Source organism: Aureispira sp. CCB-E (assembly GCF_031326345.1).
Taxonomy (GTDB): Bacteria; Bacteroidota; Bacteroidia; order Chitinophagales; family Saprospiraceae; genus Aureispira.
This window is the reverse complement of the sequence record NZ_CP133671.1, coordinates 2,323,359-2,347,072: the sequence shown is the minus strand read 5'-3', so window position 1 is coordinate 2,347,072 and position 23,714 is coordinate 2,323,359. Positions and strand designations below refer to the sequence as shown.

Genomic DNA, 23,714 nt, shown 5'->3' with positions numbered 1-23,714 from the left:
CTAACGATACTGCTATTCTAAAAAAGCTTTTTATATTTTTATAATCGAAGTATTAGCGATTATTCGTTATTGGACAGATATTTTTTGGACAGACCTCCCCTCTTTTGTTGCTATAATCAAAAAATAGATACCTGCAGCAACTGTTGGAGTATGTATTTTCAGATTAGAAATTCCTTCAGAAACCTGTCGTACTTCCTTGGAGAGAATTGCTCCCCAACTAGTGCACCATTGAACTTCTATACTTTGAGGCATTGAATTGTTTATTCGCAACTCCATCAAATTAGACGCCCGAACTGGGTTAGGAAAAGGTTCTACCGATAGTACAGAAGCAGTTGATGGTATTGGAGAAGTTGAAAGCATGACTGTATCGTTGCAATTCAAATTCCAATCTTGAACAATTTTTCTGACCAAAGTTCCCGAAGGGGTTAAGTCATTTGATGACCAATTCCCTAATGTACTAGCTCCATTAACCAAAGCAGAAGCCCCCTCTACCTTGTCATTCACAGCCCAGTTACAATGACTCAAATGATTGTTACAAAGAAAATTCATCCAATCTGCAGTTGAGACCGAATCTACGGCTCCATTGCCATTGGCACTAACTGTCCCCCACTCTGTTACCATCAAAGCAATCCCATTATTCAATGCTGCTGTTGCCTTATTTCGAAGCCATTGTCCGTGTGTCGCAGCATAAAAGTGTAAGGTGTAAGCGATGTTTGCATAACCAGTTATGGGATTCATAGCCGCCACGTCTACATCTTGCGACCAAGTAGGTGTTCCTACAATAATTAAATTTGTACTATCAATTGCTCTTATTGCTGCAATGACTGCATTTGCGTAAGGTTTGATTACATTATCCCAAGATACTTGTAGTGGTTCGTTATAAATTTCATAAATAACGTTATCATATTGCCCATACAAAGTTGCCATTTCTTCAAAAAATTCAATTGCCTCTGTTTGATAATTTTCAGCATGATGTGAATGCCAATCAATGATTACATACACCCCTTCATTAATAGCTGCATTCACAACCGTTTTTACCTTTGCTTTGTTACTAGTAGAATCGCTAATATAACCTCCACTATCCTCTACTCCCATTGCCGCTCGGACAATTTCAATATTCCAATCATCCTTTAGCCAATTAACTGTTGAAGCATTATAAAATGCCTCTCCCCCCCAATTATTATTGCTCCAAAATAGACTTGCTCCTGCAAAGCTAACCGCTTGACCATGCTGATTGACAATTTGAGATCCAACAACAGACAATGCTCCATGATATTGCACGGCTGTTTGTGCCGAAGAGTGAAATGCAAAAAGTGATACGATAAGTAAAAGTAAAGCCGTTCTCATTTTAAAATAGTTTTAATGTGATTTCAATTAATAATACAACCTATGTAAAATAGAGGCTACTTAATATATTATTGAGTATTACTATACAATGAGGACTTTAAATATAATTAAATTTGACATAAAAGTACTGTTTGCTTTCTTTTATTCTTGTTGTCTTGGTCTAAATAAAAAGAGTGAATAGATTAGATTAACCTACTCACCCCTTCCATTACTATTTTTGAGTTTTAATGCGCTATAAATAAGCGTTTATAAATAAAAAGCATCAATGTTGAACTACTTTTAGAAAGAAGATACTACATTAAGTTGAACACCATTAAATGCAGGTTGATAACGGCAAACACCTCCTGTACAAACAATCCCCTCTACTTGGCGCTTGTAGCCTAACTCAAATTTGTTGCTCTTGTGTGTATAGTTAGCTCCAAATTCATAAAACACTTCTATATTATCATATTTCTTCGGTACCGTGTTAATCATAGCAGATGCCCAAAATGAGAAATCTTTTACATTAAATTCAAACAAAGCGAACGCCCAAGAACCATAATCTTCTTCTGTATGCATATAAGACAATTCCACACGCAAAGATTTACGTTTTTTCATGCGCATTCTAAATTCTGCATAAGGTACATAAGTAGTAACAATTGGGACACCTGGCTTTTGTTCGTAACGCTCTTGATTATACTGTTGAAACTGGAAGCCAGCAATTAGTTTCATTTTCTTATTTAGCTTAATCAAACCATTTAAGTTCACCTCACGATACAACAAGTAAGCTTCATCTCCCGTTTTGCCCTCAATCGGTTCCAAAGTATATATGTTGGATAAATTTAGATTCAAGGTCAATTTCTTAGGAATTGGAACAACAGTAACATCCAATTGCCCTGCTTGTTCTCCCACATCTTGTGTCGCAGCATTGTAACGAGAAGAAAGGCGGTAAGTATTTTGGCGAGCCATTGGAGGCAAGAAAGCAATTAAACCACGGTTCAAAGTTTGTAGCGGCGAAGTACGGAAAATAAAATGATCCGTACGTTTGTATTGCCCTAAAATAGAGAATCCTTTCATGGAGTAAGATAAGGTAGTAAAAATATTAGTACCATCCTTATTTTCTAAAATCCCCTTGGGGTTCAATGCATTTACGGCCTCTGCTGTTTTGTAAGCTCCTTCTATGTACCAATTAAAACCTTTCCAAGTTAAATTATTGTACACTGAAAAAGCATATGTCGTATACTTAGGTACAAAAACATCCTCTGATGCATACGAGCTAATATCTGTTGCAATTTGATTCATGCTAGCATCGTCCAATGTACGACGAACTGCGCCTGCCCCAGGTGTTAAAATCACTTGGTTATCTTCTTTTCCGATTGGAATATAGCCATCTATAGCAGCTCCAGCTATAATAGGTTGATAATTCTCAAATAAGTTGAGTTGTTTTTCTACTTTCTTTTGCTGCCCAACAAATGCCTTGGCTTGCCAATTATCATTAATTTTATAGATCAAACGGGCACCTACCAAAGCGTTGTCAATCGGCAAATAACGCTCGTTGTAAGCTCTAAAGATGGTTCCATTACCAATTTGGTCATAAAAATACCCTGCTGTAATGTCCAAACCAAAGATTTCTTTTCGAATATGCCAACGCCCCAAACCCAACGCAGAATACGAATCCAGTGGATCGATTAGGTTAGAATTATAGTAAGCATCAAATCGAATTCCAATATCAAATCCCATAACATTATAATTTAATGTAAGCCAGTTATTGGTTCCGAATTTTTGTCGATCATATTGTGGTGTATTGGCTGCACCAATAATAGAATCTCTTATAAAAAAACTGTTCTGAGTTTCAAAATCACCTGTTAGTGTTCCAAATTTATTTTGATTACCATCATTTTGAGCATTGACCTTGTTTATAAAAAAACAAAGCATTAATAGCCCCATTTGAATCATTCTAAGCCTCATAATTTGAAATTTTTGCATTTTGGTACTATACCTCTTCAGATACCAGTGTTGGCACCAAGAGATTAGTTTGGTAAAGGATAATACGGTTAATATTGGTTGTTATTAGGTTATTTTTCATTTTACAAAATCCATTATTTCTTTGTCAATTGGATTTTAAAACTATTTCTCAAAACTTAGTAGTCCTTTAATTGTACTAATGACAATTTTGATAAACACAACGAAGCATCTGATATTTTTTTGATGGATTATTGTGGAGTGGTTCTTGGCTTCTCGATATGTTATGTAGACAACATGGTATTTTTTTTAGTCCAAAATTTAAAAAGATAATATGGATGATAGATTTCCATCTAGCGAGATACAAGGTAAGTGATTTTCTTATCTCTTTTGCAAAAATAGGCATAAGGAATCAAGCTTTTCTAAAAATTACATACTTAAAAATAAAACTTGTGCAATTCAAAATATGAAGATATTTTCATTCTTCAATAACTAAAGAACAAAGAATTTAATTTTATTTCTTAACTTGGCACAGCAATTGAATTAAGAGCTACTGTTATTAATTCATAAATACTCTTACTACAAACAATATCTTAAATTATGAAATTTTCAAAATTCTTACTAGCTAGCTTACTATTGTTATTAGTTGCTTCAACTTCTACCTTTGCTCAAAAAAGTTTGCCTGCATCTTTAACGATGGAAACTATGAGTGGTCAGAAAGTTAAATTAAAAGATTATGTTGCTAAAAAAGGAAAGATTACAGTCGTTAATTTCTGGGCTACATGGTGCAAGCCTTGTAAAGAAGAATTAGATAATATTAATAATGACTATTTGGAAGCTTGGAAAGATGATTATGATATTGAATTTATTGCTGTAAGTATGGACAACTCACGTACTAAGCCTAAAGTAAAAGGTGTTGTAGATACTAAAGGTTGGGAATATGATATTCTTTGTAATCCTGATAACAGCGCTTATCAAGCTCTAGGATTCAATTCTTGTCCTTATACGTTATTATTGGACGAAAATGGACATATTGTATACATGCACACAGGATACAAGCCTGGCGATGAAGAAGAGTTAGAAGAGCAAATTGCCAAAATAGCAGAATAACCCTTGCTTTTTTAAGCAGTTATTTTATAGTTTAATACTCCGTTGATTAGCTTCGCTGCTACTACGTGGTACTTCGTGAGCGCTGTGCTTTTAGTTAGCTTTGTTACTCCCTACGGTCGTGAGCTCGCATAGCTCGGTTCACTGGTACTTCGTGATTTCAACGCAGTAATGATAGTTTAAACCATTAAGAAACAAATGATTTCTTAATGGTTTTTTGTTTTTTCCCTCTCAGCACTTACTATCCCTTCTTTACCATTTTGAAAAAATAAGATTATTTGAACCTAGTATAGGTCCTCATTCTCATCTTTTTGTACTTTTTTTCAATTTATTTCCATAATCATTGAACAGGAAATTAGATCTACGGTTAAAATGATATTAACAGTTGTTTAGAAAATTTGCCAAATTGTTTTTTTTCCTTGCTTAGCCTAGTTTTTGGGGAGGGGCGTCGCTATTGTTCGTTGATTAACTTCATGACTTTAGTCCAAAAGGAATTCAAAAATTTTACTGTCATTTTCGATATCTTATTTGTTCTTCTTTACTTAAAATTTTTTGTTTAGAAACAGCGATTTTTGAAAATCTAAAGACTGTGAAACAATAATAGTTTGCTCACTATCCGTCGATGGCACTTATCATGCTTTAAAGATATTCTTTGGGCAATTTCATCTATTGCAAGTGTACTAAATCTGATTGATTGATAACTTTTTGGATTTCCAATACACCTTTAGAGCAATACAAAAAATAAGTGTTCATAAAATGACTAACAAACTATTGAAACTAAGTAATCGTTCATAAAAATTTATAGGCAAAATAGAATTCTTTTTGCACTGTTCTTCATCAAAAAATCTCGTTTTAGCCCGCTAAAACTTCAATTTTTTTCTTTGAACAGCACTAAAAACAATTACATTTTTAACTATACTTTTTTCTGTCCACTTACTTATATTAATTTAAACAAGTGCAAATAAGAACGATACAATGCCTACGATAACACAGCTAGAATATATTGTTGCGGTTGACCGAGAGCGCCACTTTGGGCTTGCTGCGAAAAAATGTTTCGTTACACAACCTACCTTAAGTGCCCAAATAAAAAAGGCTGAAGAATTATTGGGGGTCTTAATATTTGACCGTAGTAAACAACCCATCCTTCCTACCGATATTGGAGAAAAAATTATTCAACAAGCACGAGTTGTACTAAGAGAACATCAGCGACTAGAGCAAATTATTGCTGATTTTCAAAATGACATTTCGGGACAATTACGTATTGGTGTATTGCCTACGATTGCTCCTTATTTACTCCCCTTTTTTGTTGGAAATTTTACTAGAAAATATCCCAAGATCAACTTATTAATAAAAGAACGAACAAGTAAACAGATTATAGAAGACTTGCAAAATGATTTATTGGATGTTGGTCTAATGATTACGCCACTCAAAGAAGATGCGATCAAAGAACGACCACTATTTTATGAAGAAATTCAGTTGTATGTTCATCCAGAACATCATTTTTCTAAAAATGGACGCATCGCTCCTAGCCTATTAAACAAAGGAAATATGTGGATGCTCAGCCAAGGGCATTGTTTTAGGAATCAAGTTGTCAATTTGTGTGCGTTGCAACAACAAGGAGGTTTTAATAACAACTTACCTTTTCAGTACGAAGGTGGTTCTTTAGAAGCTCTGCAACGCTTGGTTGATAAAGAAGGCGGCTTTACACTTTTACCTGAACTCGCCACTCTTAACAGTGGTCAAAATGTACGATCGCTTCAAGCCCCTGTTCCTCTTAGAGAAGTTAGCTTGGTTTACATTCGTAATTATGCTAAGATAAAGCTCTTAGAACTTTTGGAACAACAAATTATTGCAACCATTCCAACCCATATGTTATCAAAAAATAGAGGTCAAATAATCGACTGGAAATAAAGCTAATACACAATCTATTCAGCACAAATTAAACAACGAAATAAAAACACTCCAAATATTTCTTGAAAGTCGAATCGTACGCTTAAGCATATTTTAAAATAAGTTTCACAATTTATTCTATTCTTTGAATTGCGAATTCTAAATTTCGTATAGTATATTTGTCCTTCAAATTGGTATTGAAATTGCTGCAACAAATTCAAACTATCTCATTTATTTCCATTACTTCGTTAAATAATTCTATTTGTTGGATTATCAATAGAGCGGCAAGCCTTATTACACAAAACTCTAATAATCAAACCAAAAGATCTTTTTTATTATTAAAACAAACGAAGTAGTTTTATCTGTAATCTTATCGAATGCTTTCATTAAAAAATATCCGTAAATCGTATACCATTGGTCAAAACTCTATTGAGGTTCTCAAAGGAATTGATTTATTTATTGATCAAGGTGAATTTGTCTCTATCATGGGGTCTTCGGGTTCTGGCAAATCTACGTTGTTAAACATAATGGGTATTTTAGATGATTATACAATTGGAGAATACCATTTAGATGGTATTTTAATAAAAAATCTTTCTCAAAAACAGGCAGCTTTGTATAGAAACCAACTTATTGGTTTTGTCTTTCAATCATTTAATTTATTGCCGTTTAAGACAGCTGCCGAAAACGTTGCCTTGCCGCTTTACTATCAAAAAGTTCCTCGAAAAGAACGCCATAAAAAAGCTATTGAATTTTTAGATAAAGTTGGTTTAAAAGAATGGGCAGACCATCATCCTAATGAAATGTCTGGAGGACAAAAACAACGTGTTGCTATCGCGCGAGCTTTGATTTCTAAACCCAAAATTATTTTAGCCGATGAACCAACAGGAGCCTTAGATACAACAACCTCTTATGACGTCATGGATTTATTCAAAACCTTCAATGATGAAGGTAAAACTTTACTATTGGTTACCCATGAAGAAGATATTGCAGCAAAAACCAAACGCACCATTCGTCTCAAAGATGGTTTAATTATTAGCCAATAATTAATAGGTCTCTTTTTTTTGAGAAAATAAATACTTAAAACCCTACAAAACAACACTTTAAAAACATCAAAACTATGCTTTTTATCTGATAAATGTATTTTTTTGTTGTTGTTCTATTCTAAAAGATCTTCTATATTTATTAGAAGAAAGGGTTACCTATCAAAAATTGCTCTCATCAATAGTGTAACCTTTTCTAAAAATTAACATTAAGTATAATAACATAATAACCTAACTTATTAGCTACAATCATACTTTGTGAATGTGATGCAGTCAATAAGTTGACGAATGATAAAAATAGTACAAAAATTATTTATTAGCTTTCTTGTTAATACACCACAAAACTCAAAAAATATAGAGATACCGATAATTCATCTCAGGGATGTTAGGTATCTTTTTTTATGCCTTATAACATCCTTCTCCTTCTATTAATTCTTGTTTAATTATAATTATTAAATTCCGTGACTAACTGTATCAATTGGAGCTTTAGGGCGCCAAAAACAACTCTTGGTTTTCAGAAAACAAATAAAAAAAGCAAGTAACAATACTTACTGCTATAAGTATTGCACTTGCTCTCAATTCGTTGGTAGTAAGAAAATAACCATTATATTGGCTCATGAAAAACTCTTTTATATAGGTTGATATACTTATCCAACTTGATATAATATACAATTTTCAGGGCTTTTATGTTGCACTTTTGCTTATTTTTTGAGAAAACCTGCAAAAGTACATTCACCAGTTAACTTATTCAATTAATTCTATATTCAAACATAATTGGACAAGGGGCAAACTAAAGGAAATTGCTTTAATTCTATATCCTAGAGATCGAAATAGTTGCTCATCGAACACCTAAATAAAGGTTTATTAGAAAGTATTTCTCCAGATATATTACCTAAAGGAAAGATTGACTTTGTTAGTTATGCAACATCTGACGTTTCATTACGTTTATTGAGATTTGAACACCTAAACATAAAAGTTATCATCTTAGTGTTTTCTTCCTCTTTGGCAACGAAATAATTGGTCTAATTGCCCCTTATTAGACTACAAACAAACTTTACAACATTGAGTAGAACAAGAATACTGCATCCTTTTTTGGAAAACTAGAAGCAGGACTCCCCTACTTAGATCGTCAAAGTAATTTATTACAATTTTGTATATTAGAAATGTTTGTTCCTCACATTCGCCAACTTTCTAATACTGCAACTAAGCAAAAACTTTTAAATCATTTATCCAATTATTATATTAACCATTTAGAACTCGATTTTTCTACTTTAAATCATCATTCTCAACTAAAACTTGAAACTGTTTATAATAGTTAAGTAGCTGTCTAACAACAATCAAGACAAAAAGACTGTTAGACTTTAAAATAGAGTTTTTAAATTTCCAATTATTATGAAAAAGGGATTCTTTATGTTTTCTATTTGTTTATTATCATTCTTTACGAGCAATGGCAATACTTCTAATGAAGAGTTGGGGCCTCAAATAAGTAAAGACTTCGATTTAGCCTCCTTCCATGGCATCTCTTTAAAAAGCTCTTTTGATGTTTCTGTTGAATATGGTCAACAACAAAAGGTGACCATAACTGGTTCTGAAGAGTTCTTTAAAAATCTAGAGGTTACCGTCAAAAAAGGAGTTCTATTTTTAGGAATGAAAAAAGGTAATTACCCTAAGTTAAACCTTAAAGCAAAAATTATCATTCCGCAACTAAAGTTTGGAGAAGTAGTTGGCTCTGGAGATTTAACCATTTCTAGTTTTTCGAACCTTGAGAACTTAAAATTACAAATCAGTGGCTCTGGAGATATTAAAACGTCTCAAGAAGTCTATATCAAAAATGATTTGGAAGCAAGAATTGTAGGTAGTGGAGACATCAAAGTCATCGGTAGTGCTGCACATTCTAATATTTATCTAACAGGATCTGGCAAATGCCAACTCTCTCAATTAAAAACAAACACGAACAGCACACAAATTACGGGTTCTGGAAGTGCTAAAGTTAATGCCACAAAAAAAATCGAAGTACATTTATCTGGAAGTGGTAGTTTGTACTATAAAGGTGCCCCCTCTATTCAACAAAGTATTACAGGCTCTGGCAAACTTAAGTCTTATTCTTAGACAAACAGCCTATTTTTTGCTGTTAGATAAGTTCTAATAGCAAAAATAGCTTTTACAATAGACATTATCACGAATTGGTTTTATGAGAAATTGGAAAATGCTATTTTTTAGCCGTACAAATTAATTCGTGATAATGTCTAATACCTATTTATTTTTTTTCTTCTCTTGTTTGTCTTTCTTTTTTTCGGTCTCTTTATAAGTTAAACCATAATGAGCAAAAATTTTCTTGGTCGCTGCTTTACCAACAGAAGCTTCTAGCGCTTCTTGTTCAGCCGTTTTTATTTTTTCAACGGAAGCAAATTCCTGTAGTAATTTTTCGGCTGTTTTTTTCCCAATACCTGGGATTTCTGTTAGTTGCGTAGAAACATATTTCTTGGAGCGTATCAACCGGTGAAATTCTATAGCAAAGCGATGCGCTTCATTTCGAGCTTGTTGAATAACTTTAAGTGTAGGTGATTTTTTACTCAATAACAAGGGTACGCTGTCCTCTGGAAAATAAATTTCTTCTAACCGTTTGGCAATTCCTATAATTGTAACACGCTTATAAATACTCAACGCCTTCAAACTCTTGACAGCAGCACTCAATTGCCCCTTCCCTCCATCTATAATAATCAATTGGGGCAATGTTTTATTGCTCTCCAAAAGACGCTTGTATCGTCGATATACAATTTCTTCCATAGAAGCAAAATCATCGGGACCTTCGACTGTCTTAATATGATAATGCCTGTAATCTCGCTTAGAAGGTTTTCCATGTCGAAAACAGACCATAGCCGCAACGGGATTGGTTCCTTGTAGATTCGAATTATCAAAACATTCAATGTGTAATGGAAGGACAGACATTTGAAGGTCTTTTTTCATAATCTCCATCACTTTTTCAGCAGTTGATTGTTTGTTGGCTCTAGAGGCAGCTTGCTTACGCTTTTGCAAAACATAATAAGCTAAGTTTTTCTCCGATAATTCTAGCAGTTTTTTCTTATCTCCTATCTTAGGAATGGTAATCGTTGTTCCCTCCCAAACAGACGGAATGTCAATCGGCACAATCACTTCGGGAGCAATACTCTGATATTTTTCCCTCAACGTCTGTATCGCAAAAACTAATAGATCCTCTTGGTCATCATCTAAGTTTTTGTCCAACTCCATGGTAAAGGTATTAATAATAGCTCCATCAACTACTTTTAAATAATTGAAGTAAGCTATTTCATCATCCTGCTCCAAACTAAATACATCAACATCCCTGATACTAGGATTAACAACCGTCGATTTGCCTTGATAATTTTCTAGCGCATCATATTGTACTTTTATCTCTTGAGCACGCTCAAACTGTAATTTTTCAGCATGCTTCTGCATCTCATCTTTTAAATATCGTTTAACTGATGCAAAATGCCCTTTCAGAATATTAGCAACTTGGTCTACTTTTTCGTTGTACTCCTCCTCTGTTTCAAAACCTACACATGGCGCCAAACAATTCTTGATATGGTATTCCAAACAAGGCTTGAACTTTCCTTCTAAGATATTTTTTTCGGACAAATTTAGACTACAAGTACGTAATTGAAACAAATTTTTAATTAACTCTAAAATAGCGTACATTCTACGCTTAGAGACATAAGGACCAAAGTATTTAGAACCATCCTTGTAAACTTGTCGAGTAATAAAGACTCTTGGGAAACGCTCTTTTTTGATGCAAATATAAGGATAAGGCTTTCCAGATTTTAGCATCACGTTAAATCGTGGTTGGTGCTTTTGAATCAATGTAGCCTCCAATAACAAAGCATCTTGTTCTGTATCTACAATTGTATATTCTATTCTAACCGACTTTCGCACCATAATCCGCGTCTTATTACGCATGTCTTTTCGATTCCCAAAATAAGAAGAAACTCTCTTTTTTAGGTGCTTCGCTTTTCCTATATAAAGAATTACATCGTCTTTGTCTATAAAACGATATACTCCTGGTTGAGTAGGAAAATTAGGCGCTATTTTTTTGTAATCGTCTTTTGTCATAATAATTTAGTAGTGTGGCAAAATATACAACTATTTATCAAAATAAAACAGCCAATAATCATTTTTGTTGCTATACAAAACTACAAATGGTTGCAAAAAAAAATGCCAACTCACACACGTTGGCATTTATCACAAAACTAAATTTACACTACACTTTTATATTTTAAGGTGTTCCTCAGGGACTAAGCAAAGCACCTTTTTTATTCAAAACTCAATACTAATTACTCGTCTATTTTTTGTTTTAAATTAGTAGGAGTAAAACGATTTCAATTGTTATAAAGCAAAGATCTATTTTTTGTCCTTAATAGAATAGAAAATTCTAGCCATCCTATGACTCATTTTTGCCAAATCATATTTCCACTTATCTCTTCGCAGAAAACAAAACTATAAACAACTCAAAATAAACTAATTACAAACAAGCATATTTTACTTATAAAGAAATATTATTTTTCATACTGTTTACTTTTTATATACTTTGCATGAAAAATAATACTTTTAGCACGAGAGCAACAGGCAAAAAATCATGTGATAAGACATTATAAGACAATCCCTTTCTTCTAGTTCATCATTTTAAGAGGTGGGTTATTTATTGTAATTGTGGGTAAGTTTATTACTTATCAAAAGGAAGCTCCAATTAGGACATAACAATTAGTCTATTAATACGCTTTGTTTAATAGACATCAGGAATTACGTGAGAAAATAGAATTGTTTTTGAGCTCTTACCTATAGTAAATATTCGTATAGATCGAGGAGCGAATAGAATTGTTATTAACAATATATCAGTAGAATAAGATATATTTTCAAGACGAAGAGCTGTATAAAATACAGGCATTTAGCTACGTGCTATTATGTTGAGGGTTGCCTGTATTTTTTCAAAGGTGATCGTATATATACCCTATATACATCTATTTCGTTAGGGTTGTATTAAGCACAAGAGGACCATTTCCTTTTACAGATTCGCTGCTATAGATATTATGATCATAATTCTGAACCATCTTAACTCCATATTCATTAAAATCTAAGTAAAAAACCCCTCTTTCATCATTGGGGTAACAAACTGCCAAGTGTTTTGCTTGAAACCGACAATCGCAAGTAATACCATTTTCAGAAGTTTCTACAGTCGCCTGAAAACCATCTCTTTTAACTTTACTAATTGTTAGTGCGGTTTTAACTCCTTCTTCGCTAAGTGTGTAGGTTCCTCTATAACGAGGATTCGAGACCTTTCGTACCACACAGCTTTTATTGGCATAACCTTTTGTAAGGTCTAGTTGCACCCAAACAGGATTCACTATATACTGATTACCCACCTTATTTAAGGCCAAGATAAGCAAAGGCTCTGTTGTTTTGTATTCTGAATGACCTTCCACATCAGCAGCTTTGTGCAGCACAATAGAATTTCGCTGAGGGATTTCCTTGATATCGCAGGTAATTCGAAAAGGTTTTTCATTAATTAAACCTTCTAAAATAGCCGTTGGCTTGCTTTGACCATCGATTAGGTCTGTTACGATATGAATGTTACAGAACGTTTTTCTACTAACGATAGCCTCCCAGCGACCTTGCCAATCAAAACTTTGAGCAGAAACAAAAAATGGGGTAATAAAAAAAATAAAAGATAGGGATAGGGTAATTAGGGACTTCATCTTTGTCATTGTGGTGTTGCTATTTAATTTCAAATATAATTCAGGGGGGAATTATATTGTTTATCTAAAGAAATGTTCGTACATAAATAAATGTCCTTTTTAAATACCTTGTTACCTTAATTAGGGCTTTCTTTCTCAATAAATATTTTACATATAATTTTATTTTAGAACTTATTTCCTCTAATAATGTCTCTTGAAATAAAAACTAGTACATTCATCTGCCCAGCTTTAGATTATAAAATGCGGTATCGACCACATCAAACTATTTCCCAACAAAAAAGGCTACTTAGCAATGCTGCCAAATAGCCTTCTAAATATTTTTCATCAAGAATTTCTAGTTACTTTTTCCACCTTCTTTAACCTCTTTGCGCATTTCGGCAACCCGTTCTGTCAAAATTTTAAGTTTCTTCTCCTGAGCATCAATTTCCTCTTGTTTTGCTTTGATTGCAGCATCAAGAGTAGCAATTTCTGCGGTTGACTTTTCTTTAGCAGCAGCTACAGCAGCAGTTGCTTTATCTTGTTCTTCTTTTACTTTAGCTTTACTTTTAGCAATTTCTTCTGCTGCTTTTTCATTTGTTTTAGCAATCTCTGCCGCTGCCTTTTCTTTGGCAGTAGCAATAGCAGTGGCATTTTCTTCTTGTGCTGCTTTTAAGTTAGCATCTAATTTTGCTTTAGCATCCATATTTTCTTTTTGAATGCGCTGAATTTCTGCGGTTGCCTTTGCTTTAGCATCAGCAATTTCAGAAGCTGCTTTTTCTTTGGTTGCAGCAATTTCATTAGCCGCATTTTCTTTCGCCTCAGCCATATCCTTTTGAGCTTTGGCAACTGTCTCATCCAATTCTTTTTTAATGCTAATTTTTTTATCTTCTGCAGCTGCTTTTGCCTCTGCCACTTCCATAGCACCTTTTTCTTTAGTCAACGCAATTTGCTCTGCTACTTCTTCTCTCGTTTTTAACAAACGCAACGTTTCTTCTTTTTCAGCTGCTACTGTATTGGCTCTAATATCCTCAATTGTTGAAGCAGCATCTGATTTTGCCTTAGCAATCTCTCTAGCTGCTTTTTCCCTAGACGCAGCAATTTCATTGACTGCTTTTTGGCGTTCAAGAGCTGCTCTTTCTTTATCAGAAGCAACTCCATTAGCTAAATTTTCTTTTATTTTAGCACGTTCTTCAGCTGCCTCTTGTTGCATTTTAGCAATGGATTCTATAGTTTCCTGCTTCGTATTGGCCTCTTGCTCCTTTAATGCAGCAATTCTATTCAACGTAGCTTCTTGCGTTGCTAGCATTTCCTCTGCCGCTTTTGCCTTTGCCTCTGCAATATCTTCAATAGTAGCTGTTTTAAGTTTAGCTGCATTTTCTTTGGCTGCCTGAATTTGTCTAGTAGTTTCTTCTTTGATTTCCTGCATGCGTTTAGCAGCTACCTCTTGAGAAGTTTTGACATCCTCTACATACTTAATTTTAGCATCTTTTGCCTCTAAGTTGGCCGATTCAATTCTAGAAATAGCCTCGTCTTGAGCTTTTTGAATTTCAGCAGCAGCCTTAGTTTTTGCTTCTGCAACCTGAAGAGCAGACTCTTCCTTGATTTTTGCTTCATTTTCTTTGGCAGCCTCAATTTTCTTTTTGACTTCCGCTGCAATTTTAGCAATTTCTTCCGCTGCCTTTTCCTTAGCAACAATCACCTCACTAGCAATTTCCTTTTTCTTAGCCTCCGCTTCTTCACGTGACTTAATCACAGCTTCTGAAGTCAGTTCTTTTGTTTTAGCAATTTCAGCAGCTGCTTTTTCTTTAGCAGCAGCAATTTCTTCTGCTGTTTTGGTATTTTCATTAGCAGCATTCTTCTTCGCATCAATAACACTAGCCTTGATTCTAGCAATTTCCTCTGCTGCCAAGCCACGTTCGGTTTCAATCTGTTTGGCAATTTTTTCGCGCTCTTCTGCTGCTTTATCCAACGTTTCGGCAATCGAAGCAGCCGCTTTTTCTTTTATTTTAGCAACCTCCTCTGAAGCTTTTCTTTTTGACTCAGCAAGATCCAATTGCACTTTTTGTTTTTCTTCAGCCGCCTTCTTTTTAGCATCACCAATATCAACCGCCACTTTTTCACGCACGGCTTGAATTTCAGCAGCAGCAGATTGTTTTGCATTAGAAACATCCTTTGCTGTCAAGTTTCTTTCTTCTTCAGCTCGTTTTTTGGCATCAGCAATCTTTTGCGCTACCTCTTGTTGAATTTCCTTTAATTCATCTTCAACCGTTTCTTTAATAGTTTGAATTTCTACCGTATACTGTTCTTTAGCTGTTTTATATTGTTGATTGGCTTCAGCGATTCGTTCCGCAGCAACTTTTCGAGCATCCGCAACTTTGGCAGCTTCTTCAGCCTGTATTTCTTGAATTTTTTGGTTGGATTTTTCTTTGGTTTGTAATGCTTCTAATTGAGCTTTTTCAACAATTGTTTTAGCTGTTTTTTGAGCTTCGGCAATTGCTTCTGCCACTTCTTCTCTTGCCTTCTCAATTTCAATATTTGCCTTTTTTCTTGCATCCAATACTTGCTGCGCAATCTCTGATTGTGTTTTGGCAGCATTTTCTTTTGAAAGTGCGATATCCTTAGCCAAACGAGCTTTGATTTTATCGTTTTGAGCCTTAATTTCAGCAATTTCATTTCTCAAAGCATCTTTGCGCAAAGCCAGTTCTCTTTTCAATTCCTTTTCCTCTTCATCTGTCAATTGATCGCATGGAGAGCCAGAAGTTCTAGCAATTGCAGCAGCAGCAGACTTATTCGCAGTCGATTTGTTGCTGTTAGCAAGCTCTCCCATACTTGCAGTCACCTCTTTATCCTTGACCTTAGAAGGATCCAATTCCTTCAAAAAACACATTGCAGCTTGTTGAAGCTGTGCTTGTCGAGCAGCATCCAAAGAATAAGGATACATTTTCATTTCTACCATATTCACCAAGCGTATTTGCGAAATGGTATTTTCTGCAATCCACTCCAATGCTTTTAAATCCAACTGTAGTGTATTTACATAAGCAGCTCTATTTCTGATAGTTGTTTTTTCACTATCATAAATAAAATTGTAGGGGCGTTTGGCACCCGTAGAAGAAATAAACATGAGTTTATCGTCTTTTTCCAACGGCTTGATTAAAGTTGAATTGTGCCCTGTTGTGGTAATAATAGCCGTAATTCCCTCTTCAGAATTTTCAAACTTTATACTGTAGTCAAAATCTATTCGAGCAACTAAAATTTGGGAATTCGTCATTAAGCTATGCATATTTCCATGCTTAATATTTTTAGAAAATATGTTGCTACATTGCCCCAAAGCAACATTTCCTAAAAGAACGAAAATAAATAGGTTAAAAAATTGTTTCATAATTTGATTTTTTGCGGTAACGAAAATTGACAACTAAAGAAAGAGCATGGTAAAATTATTTTTGAATTCGTAAACTCTTTATTGCACGAACCCCATTTAGAAACTCTAAATCAAGCTCTTACAACCATAAAAACTCAAAACAATTAACTGGGGGACTCTATGACAAATATTAGTGGCTCATACTAATGACAATAAGTTTATAAAATAGTTGCAAAAAAAACTTAACTATTTATAATTCAATGCATTCTATCAGCTCTAGGTTTTAATCCTTTGACCAAATCGGCTTCAAACTCCAAACAAGCTTTCCAACGTTCTTGTGTCAGTTCTTTGCCTAAATAATGCTCTGCTAAATCCAAAAACATTCGGTAATGTCCTGCCTCAGATACCATAAATTTATGGTAAAAATTGCGCAAAGCTTCTTCTTTAATATTCAAAGAAAGCAAACGAAAACGTTCACAACTCCGAGCCTCAATCATAGCACAGACCAAAATTCTATCTAAGAACAGCTCATCAGGCGTTACTCCTTTTCGGACAAATTTTAACAGCCCATTGACATACTCATCTTTCCTTTGGCGCCCTAGCTTCAACCCTCTCTTTTCTAGCTCTTTGAGCACCAATCTAAAATGACTCCACTCCTCCGACACAACAGGAGTTACTTTTTCAACTAATAATTCTTTGTCTGAATAACGTTGAATCAAACTAATACAACTCGTTGTTGCCTTCTGTTCACAATAAGCATGATCGGTTAAGATATCTTGAAGACTCATTTCTGCCATATCTACCCATCGAGGATCTGTAGGCAATTGAATCCCCAATACACGCTTACCACTGTTTTTATTTTCCATATTTATTTATTCTATATCCTAGTTACTTTGTCAAGTAATAATAGTCTTCTGTTTATTTTCGTTTAAAATAGCTATTGATGCTTATCCAATATTTCCATCAATTGAATCGCTTCCATCGCTGGTTTAACATCATGAACACGCAAAATGCTTGCCCCATTTTGTAACGCAATTACATGTAAAGCTGTTGTTCCATTTAATGCTTTTTCAGGCGTATTGCCCAATACCTTCCATATCATAGATTTGCGTGATATACCTGCAAGAATTGGCATTTGCAATGTTTTGTAGACAGCTAAGTGATTAAGCAATTGATAATTATGAGCAATCGTTTTTCCAAATCCAAATCCTGGGTCAATAATAATATCTTCAATTCCTTTCTTTTTTAACAAAGCTATTTTCTCAATCAAAAAATCCAAGACATCGACTACGACCGATTTATAATGAGGTTTTTGTTGCATCGTTTCAGGTGTTCCTTGCATGTGCATCAATACATAAGGAACTTCATTTTTTGCGACGACATCCAACAACGCATCATCTATACTAGATGCAGAAATATCATTAATAAGATGTATCCCTGACTGAATAGATTCTTTAGCTACCTCTGCCCTATACGTATCAATTGATAGCAATGCTTCTGGATAATGCTTCACTAATAAGTCAATAATTGGAATAACACGATTTAGTTCCTCCTTGACAGGTACAAAATCAGCCCCAGGTCTTGAAGATACACCTCCAATATCTATAATACGAGCTCCTTCTTCTAGCATTTGTTCAACTTGTCCCCGAACTTCGTGCTCTGTTTTCATTCGGCTTCCCTCAAAAAACGAATCAGGCGTTATATTCAATATCCCCATTACAATTGGAGTAGACAAATCTAATAGTGTTCCTCGACAGTTTATAGTCATATATTTGATACTAATATTCCACTAAGCATTGCATTAGTAATTAGCTGTGCTGCTACTGCGTGGCATTGATTTCATGAACTTCCTTTCATGAGGATTTACCAACGATGCTACGACATGGTTTCAACGAATATTTTACTTGGCTTCCCTATATAATACCCCATTTTGCACACCAATTTATAAGTATACTAAGCCTATTTAGGGGCAGGCTTTATTCATTTTTAATTAGGTACCCTTGCGAGTATACAAACAATTCATACTTATTGTTTGCGGTTGCCAAGTACTGATAGAATACTTAGAAAGTGAAAGTGTTACAATTTTCTTAAAACAGATTACAAATATAAAATTTCTTATCCAAATTTGTGCATCTATTTTATGCTTTTGAGACGATATTTTCAAGAAAAAAATACTTCTGAAACGGTCTCTAAAAATACTTTCATACAGAGACGGTATAGCTTTTGTATAAAACCACTCAAAAGGTTGAATTTGAGAATTGGACATTAAAAATTATTCTATTCAATATTTCAACATTATCTTTGCTCTTATTTTAGCATCAAAACTTATACAGTATGAGACCATTAAAGTCAATAGGACTTTTCTTATTACTAATTGGTAATAGTATTTTGTTTGCCCAAGACAGCACCTCTACATCTACGATAGATAGTAGTGCCAATCAGGGTAATAATGCGAAATACTTTGCACAGCTTCCTCCCCCAGAACCAGAGGAAAATGCCGAAACGCTTATGAAAGAAGCAATCGTCCATTTTGACGGAGGGCGTTACCAAAAAAGTATTGAGATATTGGACGAAGCACTTAAAATTAATGAGTTTCCTCAATTAGCTCCTATTTTACACTTTTATAGGGCTGTTTCAAAGGTAAAAGTCAAACAATACGAATCCGCTATTCCTGATTACACCAAAGCAATTCAGCTAAACCCACAAAAGTCAAAATATATTTATCACCGTGGTTTAGCCTACTTTCAACTTGGTCAATACGAAGAAGCCAAAAAAGATTTTCAATCTACATTGGTTATGGATGGTGGGAATGCAGATATTTATGTCAAATTAGCTTTTCTAAAACAGCAAGAAAATGATTTAAAAGGTGCTATTGAAGATTATACCAAAGCCATAGAGTTTAATCCTAAATTTGCCACTCCATATTACTATCGAGGACTAATCTACCTTCAAGTCTTGCTGCACGATAAAGCTTGTGCGGATATAAAAAAAGCAGCCAACTTAGGACATCCCTTAGCACTCAGACAATACGATAAATATTGTGAAGGGCAGTAAAATAATTCCTCTACTGAGGTAATATAAATTTGATTAATTGACAAGGAATCAATTTGGCAGGATTATTAGGGTCTTTAACGTTTGCCGCTGTTATGCTAAATACAGAAGACTCTAATTGTTCTATCCTTGTTCTGCTTTCCTTTTCAAACGATTGATATTTTTCTAAAGGAACAATTGCAACCAACTCAAAAGCTGCTGTTGTTTTTTGATGTAGATAATGGTACACTTTTCGAGGGTTCTCTATTTGCCACATCCCTCTAATTCTCAAATTTGTAATTCCAAGAGGATCCACACGGTTAACCCTTCCCAACTCTTTGGTTTCAGAAAACTCTACGTTGGGAATTGTTTTAATACCAGTTGATATGGTTTCTTTTATCCTTTGATAAGTAGCATGTTGTGCAGCATACAAATGCCCATATACCATCCAAATAGATTGCAAACGCTCCTTAGTAACATGACCAATACAATAAATAAGATCTTTTTCTGTCCACACTTCGCAATTTCTACAATCATTGGTAATCATAGGACTAGAAGCATGGATATTCGCTTTGGGATAGGAGCTATTTAATGCCAAAGAGCTATTGGCACTCTGTATTTTTTTCACCTCAATAGCATCTCCACCTTTTATCATAATATCTGGTGGATGATTTTGATTGCCCAGCCAAGAAAATTTCTGGTTAAAAACTTCCATTTTCTTTAGTTCAGATGCTTCGCTCAAAGTATTGGCAAAAGCATCTTTAATATATTGTTCTAAAGCCTCCCCTATATTATTCATCCTATTTTTGCCACCGTATGTAGTTTTAAGTTCAAATTTTTGGTATGCGACTATATTACTAATTGCCTCTAGGATATTGGTCATATTTGGTTGTAATTAAGAAATTGCTGGACTACAAATCGTACTCTAAGGAACAATTTGTTACTGACTTAATGAAATTTTGTGAAGGGCATTTTCTTCTAATTGCTGCTTGATACTTTGTGCTAAGAACTTAGCTAAATTAACAGGCACTGCATTTCCTATCATTTTATAACCTGCTGCTACTTTGGTATAATGAAAAATAAAATCATCTGGAAATGTTTGAATTCTTGCACATTCTCGAATACTCAATCGTCTATACAGCTCTTCTTTTCCAGGAACAAAGATGCGCTTGTTTTGTTCTACCAATTGCATTTTAGGTGCTTGCGGATGAATTGGGGCATGCCGTCCCCCTGCTTGAATGGTAAAAGACTGTTCTTCCCACGTTCTAACCCGATTTCTAGACATAAACATGGATGAAAAGCCACCTATCATATACTCGTGGTTAGGGACTTTGCAACGTTCTCCATTGGTTTTATTTCCTTCTAAAGCAGGCATAACAGTATGTTGTAAGTCACCAATTGCCTCTCTAAGATTGATTTTTGGGAAAGTGATTTCAGGAAACTTAAATTCAAACTTCAAATCGTTTCTTATTCCGATAAAAAAAACTCGTTTTCTATCTTGTGGAACATTGTAATTGGAGGCATTTAGCAATTTAAAAGACAATTCATAACCAGCTCCTTTAAACATCTTTTTTATATTCTCCAAAGCTTGACTATGTCTAGGCAATAACATACCACTTACATTTTCAGCCAAAAAGAACTTAGGTTGCTTTGCTTCTAAGATTCTAATAAAATCAAAAAACAACTGTCCTCTTTTGTCATCAATACCTCTCAAAGCCCCTGCCTCGCTCCAACTTTGGCAAGGAGGTCCCCCAATAATACCATCACAGTCGGGCACTTCATTAGCTTCTACTTTTGTAATACTTCTTCGATCTAAGGTGGTGTTTAGATGATTTTTCTCATAAGTTTCCCAAATATCTTTATCGTATTCATTTGCCCAAACAACCTCAAATCCAGCTTTTTCAAATCCTAAATCTAAGCCTCCTGCACCTGCAAAAAACGAAGCTATTTTCATCATATTATTTATTTTTCTCAGAGTAGCCTACTTTAAACCAATCATGTCCCTTTTGCTTGGGGTATTTTTTGCCCATAGGCACCTACAAAGGTATTAGTTTATCCCTAAAAAATCAAACAATTTGTTTTTTATTATCTTATAATTGCTTGCCCTTTTAGATAAAAAATCACGTCTTACACCATTGGCAGTAAAACGTGATTTTCAAAAAATTGTTCTTATGATTTTCTCTATCCACAAAATTTACTTCAAAAGAAAACGCCTACTCAACGAATCATTACTCCGTTGAAACCATGCAGTAGCAGCGCAGCTAACTACGTCGTATTGCATGAGTGCTTAAAATTCATTTATTATGATAATCCTGAGATTTTACCATTATTATCAATCGTCATTCCTTCCGAAGATGGCACCGCAGGCAAACCAGGCATCCGCATCATTTTTCCTAAAATAGGAATAATAAATCCTGCTCCTACGGCATATTCAAACTCTCGAACCTCTACTGTAAAATTAGTTGGACATCCCAGTAATTTATCGTTATCAGAAAAAGACTTCTGCGTTTTTGCCATACACACAGGCAACTGCTCTAAACCAAGCCGAGCAATTCTTCTCAAATCCAATTCTGCTTTCTTAGAATAAGTAACACCATCTGCCCCATAAATTTCCTTAGCAATGGTCTCAATTTTTTCTTTAACAGGCAAATTCCAATCATACAAAGCACTAAAGTTATTGCGATTTGATTCTACCTCATCTACAACTGCTTGAGCCAAATTAGTCATTCCATCACCACCATCAGCCCAACCGTTCGCAACAATCGCTTGCACGCCTAATTTTTTACATTCAGCTTGAATTAATTCTATTTCAGCATCGGTATCACTAGGAAATGCATTAATAGCAACGACAGGATTCAATCCAAATTTTTGACAATTTTCAATATGTTTCTCAAGGTTTTCAAATCCTTTTCCTACCCGTTCTACACTTGCCGTATTGTACTCCTCTTTTGATGCCCCCCCGTGGTGTCTCAACGCACGAATTGTTGCTACCAAAACAACTGCCTTCGGTTTTAATCCACCCGCAACGCACTTGATATTTAAGAATTTTTCAGCTCCTAAATCTGCTCCAAATCCTGCCTCTGTTACTACATAATCCGATAAAGATAGTCCCATTTTTGTGGCAATAATAGTATTGGTTCCTTGTGCAATGTTGGCAAATGGTCCTCCGTGAATAATAGCGGGATTTTCCTCTAGTGTTTGCACCAAATTTGGTTTGATAGCATCTTTTAACAAAATAGCCATAGCATCTTGTGCTTTCAAATCTCTAGCATAAACAGGTTTTTTATCAAAAGTAAAACCTATAAAAATATTACCTAGTTTTTCTTTCAAATCTTCCATATCTCTTGCCATACAAAGAATGGCCATGACCTCTGAAGCAGGCGTTATATTAAAACCATCTTCTCTAGGGATACCATTTCCAGTGCCTCCTAGCCCTATTGTAATTTGGCGCAAAGCTCGATCATTCATATCCATGACTCGTTTCCAAACGATTGTTCTAGGATCAATGCCCAAATTTCTAGTCTTGCTCTGAATATTATTATCAATCAATGCAGATAACAAATTATTTGCTTTTTCTACAGCAGCAAAGTCACCTGTAAAATGTAGGTTAATATCTTCCATGGGCACCACCTGTGCATAACCACCACCAGCAGCACCACCTTTAATTCCAAAAACAGGTCCTAAAGAAGGTTCTCTCAAAACAACTGTCGTCGTCTTCCCTATCTTATTTAGCCCCTCTGTCAAACCAATGGATGTCGTGGTTTTTCCTTCTCCCGCAGGAGTTGGCGTCATAGCTGTTACCAAAATTAAATTGCCATTGGCAACTTTAGCATCATCAATTAGAGACAAAGGAAGCTTTGCCTTATATTTTCCATAATATTCTAAATCATCCTCTTGAATGTTCAATTTCTCTGCCACCTGTTTGATGTGACTCATTTCGTTGTTCTGTGCAATTTCAATATCCGTAAGGAATTTTGTTTCTTCCATTTTGAGTAGTTTTTTGGAGAATTGACCAATAAAATCACATTCTATTAATAATCAAATTAATACAACTCCCCCGCAAAGTAAAGTAGATAAGTTTTATACAATATAAACTTGTTTTACTACAATTTAAAGACTAAGTGGTTTTTTGTTAATTCTAGTAGAATTTAGTACCTTGAATGAGATTATCAACTAACATCGAATAAAAATCTTTGGAAAGGCTTGTATCCAATTATAACTGTTTCGTTTAAGCTAAAATGACTGCTAAAACAGCCACCCAATATTTTTTTCATG

Annotated in this window: 15 protein-coding genes; 5 read left to right on the top strand and 10 right to left on the bottom strand. The window is 34.6% G+C overall.

Annotated features, from left to right (window positions below; all coding sequences use genetic code 11):
- Nucleotides 1–66: 66 nt before the first annotated feature.
- Both QP953_RS08965 and QP953_RS08960 read right to left on the bottom strand, forming a co-directional pair.
- Nucleotides 67–1,347, bottom strand: a complete 1,281-nt coding sequence (locus QP953_RS08965; RefSeq protein ID WP_309554693.1) for a cellulase family glycosylhydrolase — start codon at nucleotides 1,345–1,347, stop codon at nucleotides 67–69.
- Nucleotides 1,348–1,626: 279 nt separating this feature from the next.
- Nucleotides 1,627–3,294: a DUF6029 family protein gene (locus QP953_RS08960; protein WP_309554692.1), complete on the bottom strand. Its 1,668-nt coding sequence runs from the start codon at nucleotides 3,292–3,294 to the stop codon at nucleotides 1,627–1,629.
- A 594-nt stretch (nucleotides 3,295–3,888) separates the two neighbouring features.
- On the opposite strand from QP953_RS08960, the gene QP953_RS08955 reads away from it, so the two are divergent.
- The 4 genes from QP953_RS08955 to QP953_RS08940 all read left to right on the top strand — a co-directional run bounded on the left by QP953_RS08955 (nucleotide 3,889) and on the right by QP953_RS08940 (nucleotide 9,434).
- Entirely contained in the window at nucleotides 3,889–4,398 is a 510-nt protein-coding gene (locus tag QP953_RS08955) for a TlpA disulfide reductase family protein (RefSeq protein ID WP_052592601.1), read from the top strand.
- Between the two features lie 972 nt (nucleotides 4,399–5,370).
- Entirely contained in the window at nucleotides 5,371–6,306 is a 936-nt protein-coding gene (locus QP953_RS08950; protein WP_052592598.1) for a hydrogen peroxide-inducible genes activator, read from the top strand.
- Nucleotides 6,307–6,662: 356 nt separating this feature from the next.
- Nucleotides 6,663–7,328 carry an ABC transporter ATP-binding protein gene (locus QP953_RS08945; RefSeq protein ID WP_052592596.1) on the top strand — a complete coding sequence of 222 codons (666 nt, stop codon included), beginning with the start codon at nucleotides 6,663–6,665 and terminating at the stop codon, nucleotides 7,326–7,328.
- Between the two features lie 1,389 nt (nucleotides 7,329–8,717).
- Nucleotides 8,718–9,434, top strand: coding sequence for a head GIN domain-containing protein (locus QP953_RS08940; RefSeq protein ID WP_052592593.1), 717 nt, complete (start codon nucleotides 8,718–8,720; stop codon nucleotides 9,432–9,434).
- Nucleotides 9,435–9,578: 144 nt separating this feature from the next.
- Here QP953_RS08940 and uvrC read toward each other — a convergent pair whose 3' ends face one another.
- The 5 genes from uvrC to folP form a co-directional block, all read right to left on the bottom strand.
- Nucleotides 9,579–11,432 carry an excinuclease ABC subunit UvrC gene (uvrC, locus tag QP953_RS08935; protein ID WP_309554691.1) on the bottom strand — a complete coding sequence of 618 codons (1,854 nt, stop codon included), beginning with the start codon at nucleotides 11,430–11,432 and terminating at the stop codon, nucleotides 9,579–9,581.
- Between the two features lie 905 nt (nucleotides 11,433–12,337).
- Nucleotides 12,338–13,081 (bottom strand): hypothetical protein, encoded by a 744-nt coding sequence (locus tag QP953_RS08930; RefSeq protein ID WP_052598451.1) that lies wholly within the window; start codon nucleotides 13,079–13,081, stop codon nucleotides 12,338–12,340.
- A 325-nt stretch (nucleotides 13,082–13,406) separates the two neighbouring features.
- Nucleotides 13,407–16,430, bottom strand: coding sequence for a hypothetical protein (locus QP953_RS08925; protein ID WP_052598450.1), 3,024 nt, complete (start codon nucleotides 16,428–16,430; stop codon nucleotides 13,407–13,409).
- 236 nt (nucleotides 16,431–16,666) lie between these two features.
- Nucleotides 16,667–17,275, bottom strand: coding sequence for a tRNA-(ms[2]io[6]A)-hydroxylase (locus tag QP953_RS08920; protein ID WP_052598449.1), 609 nt, complete (start codon nucleotides 17,273–17,275; stop codon nucleotides 16,667–16,669).
- Between the two features lie 71 nt (nucleotides 17,276–17,346).
- Entirely contained in the window at nucleotides 17,347–18,177 is an 831-nt protein-coding gene (folP, locus tag QP953_RS08915) for a dihydropteroate synthase (RefSeq protein ID WP_052598448.1), read from the bottom strand.
- A 566-nt stretch (nucleotides 18,178–18,743) separates the two neighbouring features.
- Here folP and QP953_RS08910 point away from each other — a divergent pair.
- Nucleotides 18,744–19,463, top strand: coding sequence for a tetratricopeptide repeat protein (locus tag QP953_RS08910; RefSeq protein WP_052598447.1), 720 nt, complete (start codon nucleotides 18,744–18,746; stop codon nucleotides 19,461–19,463).
- Nucleotides 19,464–19,473: 10 nt separating this feature from the next.
- On the opposite strand, the gene QP953_RS08905 is transcribed toward QP953_RS08910, so the two are convergent.
- The 3 genes from QP953_RS08905 to QP953_RS08895 all read right to left on the bottom strand — a co-directional run bounded on the left by QP953_RS08905 (nucleotide 19,474) and on the right by QP953_RS08895 (nucleotide 23,426).
- Nucleotides 19,474–20,322 carry an NgoPII family restriction endonuclease gene (locus QP953_RS08905; RefSeq protein WP_072011007.1) on the bottom strand — a complete coding sequence of 283 codons (849 nt, stop codon included), beginning with the start codon at nucleotides 20,320–20,322 and terminating at the stop codon, nucleotides 19,474–19,476.
- Between the two features lie 57 nt (nucleotides 20,323–20,379).
- Nucleotides 20,380–21,393 (bottom strand): DNA cytosine methyltransferase, encoded by a 1,014-nt coding sequence (locus tag QP953_RS08900; RefSeq protein WP_052598446.1) that lies wholly within the window; start codon nucleotides 21,391–21,393, stop codon nucleotides 20,380–20,382.
- 347 nt (nucleotides 21,394–21,740) lie between these two features.
- On the bottom strand, nucleotides 21,741–23,426 hold the full coding sequence (locus QP953_RS08895) for a formate--tetrahydrofolate ligase (RefSeq protein WP_309554690.1): 1,686 nt from the start codon (nucleotides 23,424–23,426) through the stop codon (nucleotides 21,741–21,743).
- Nucleotides 23,427–23,714: the final 288 nt, after the last annotated feature.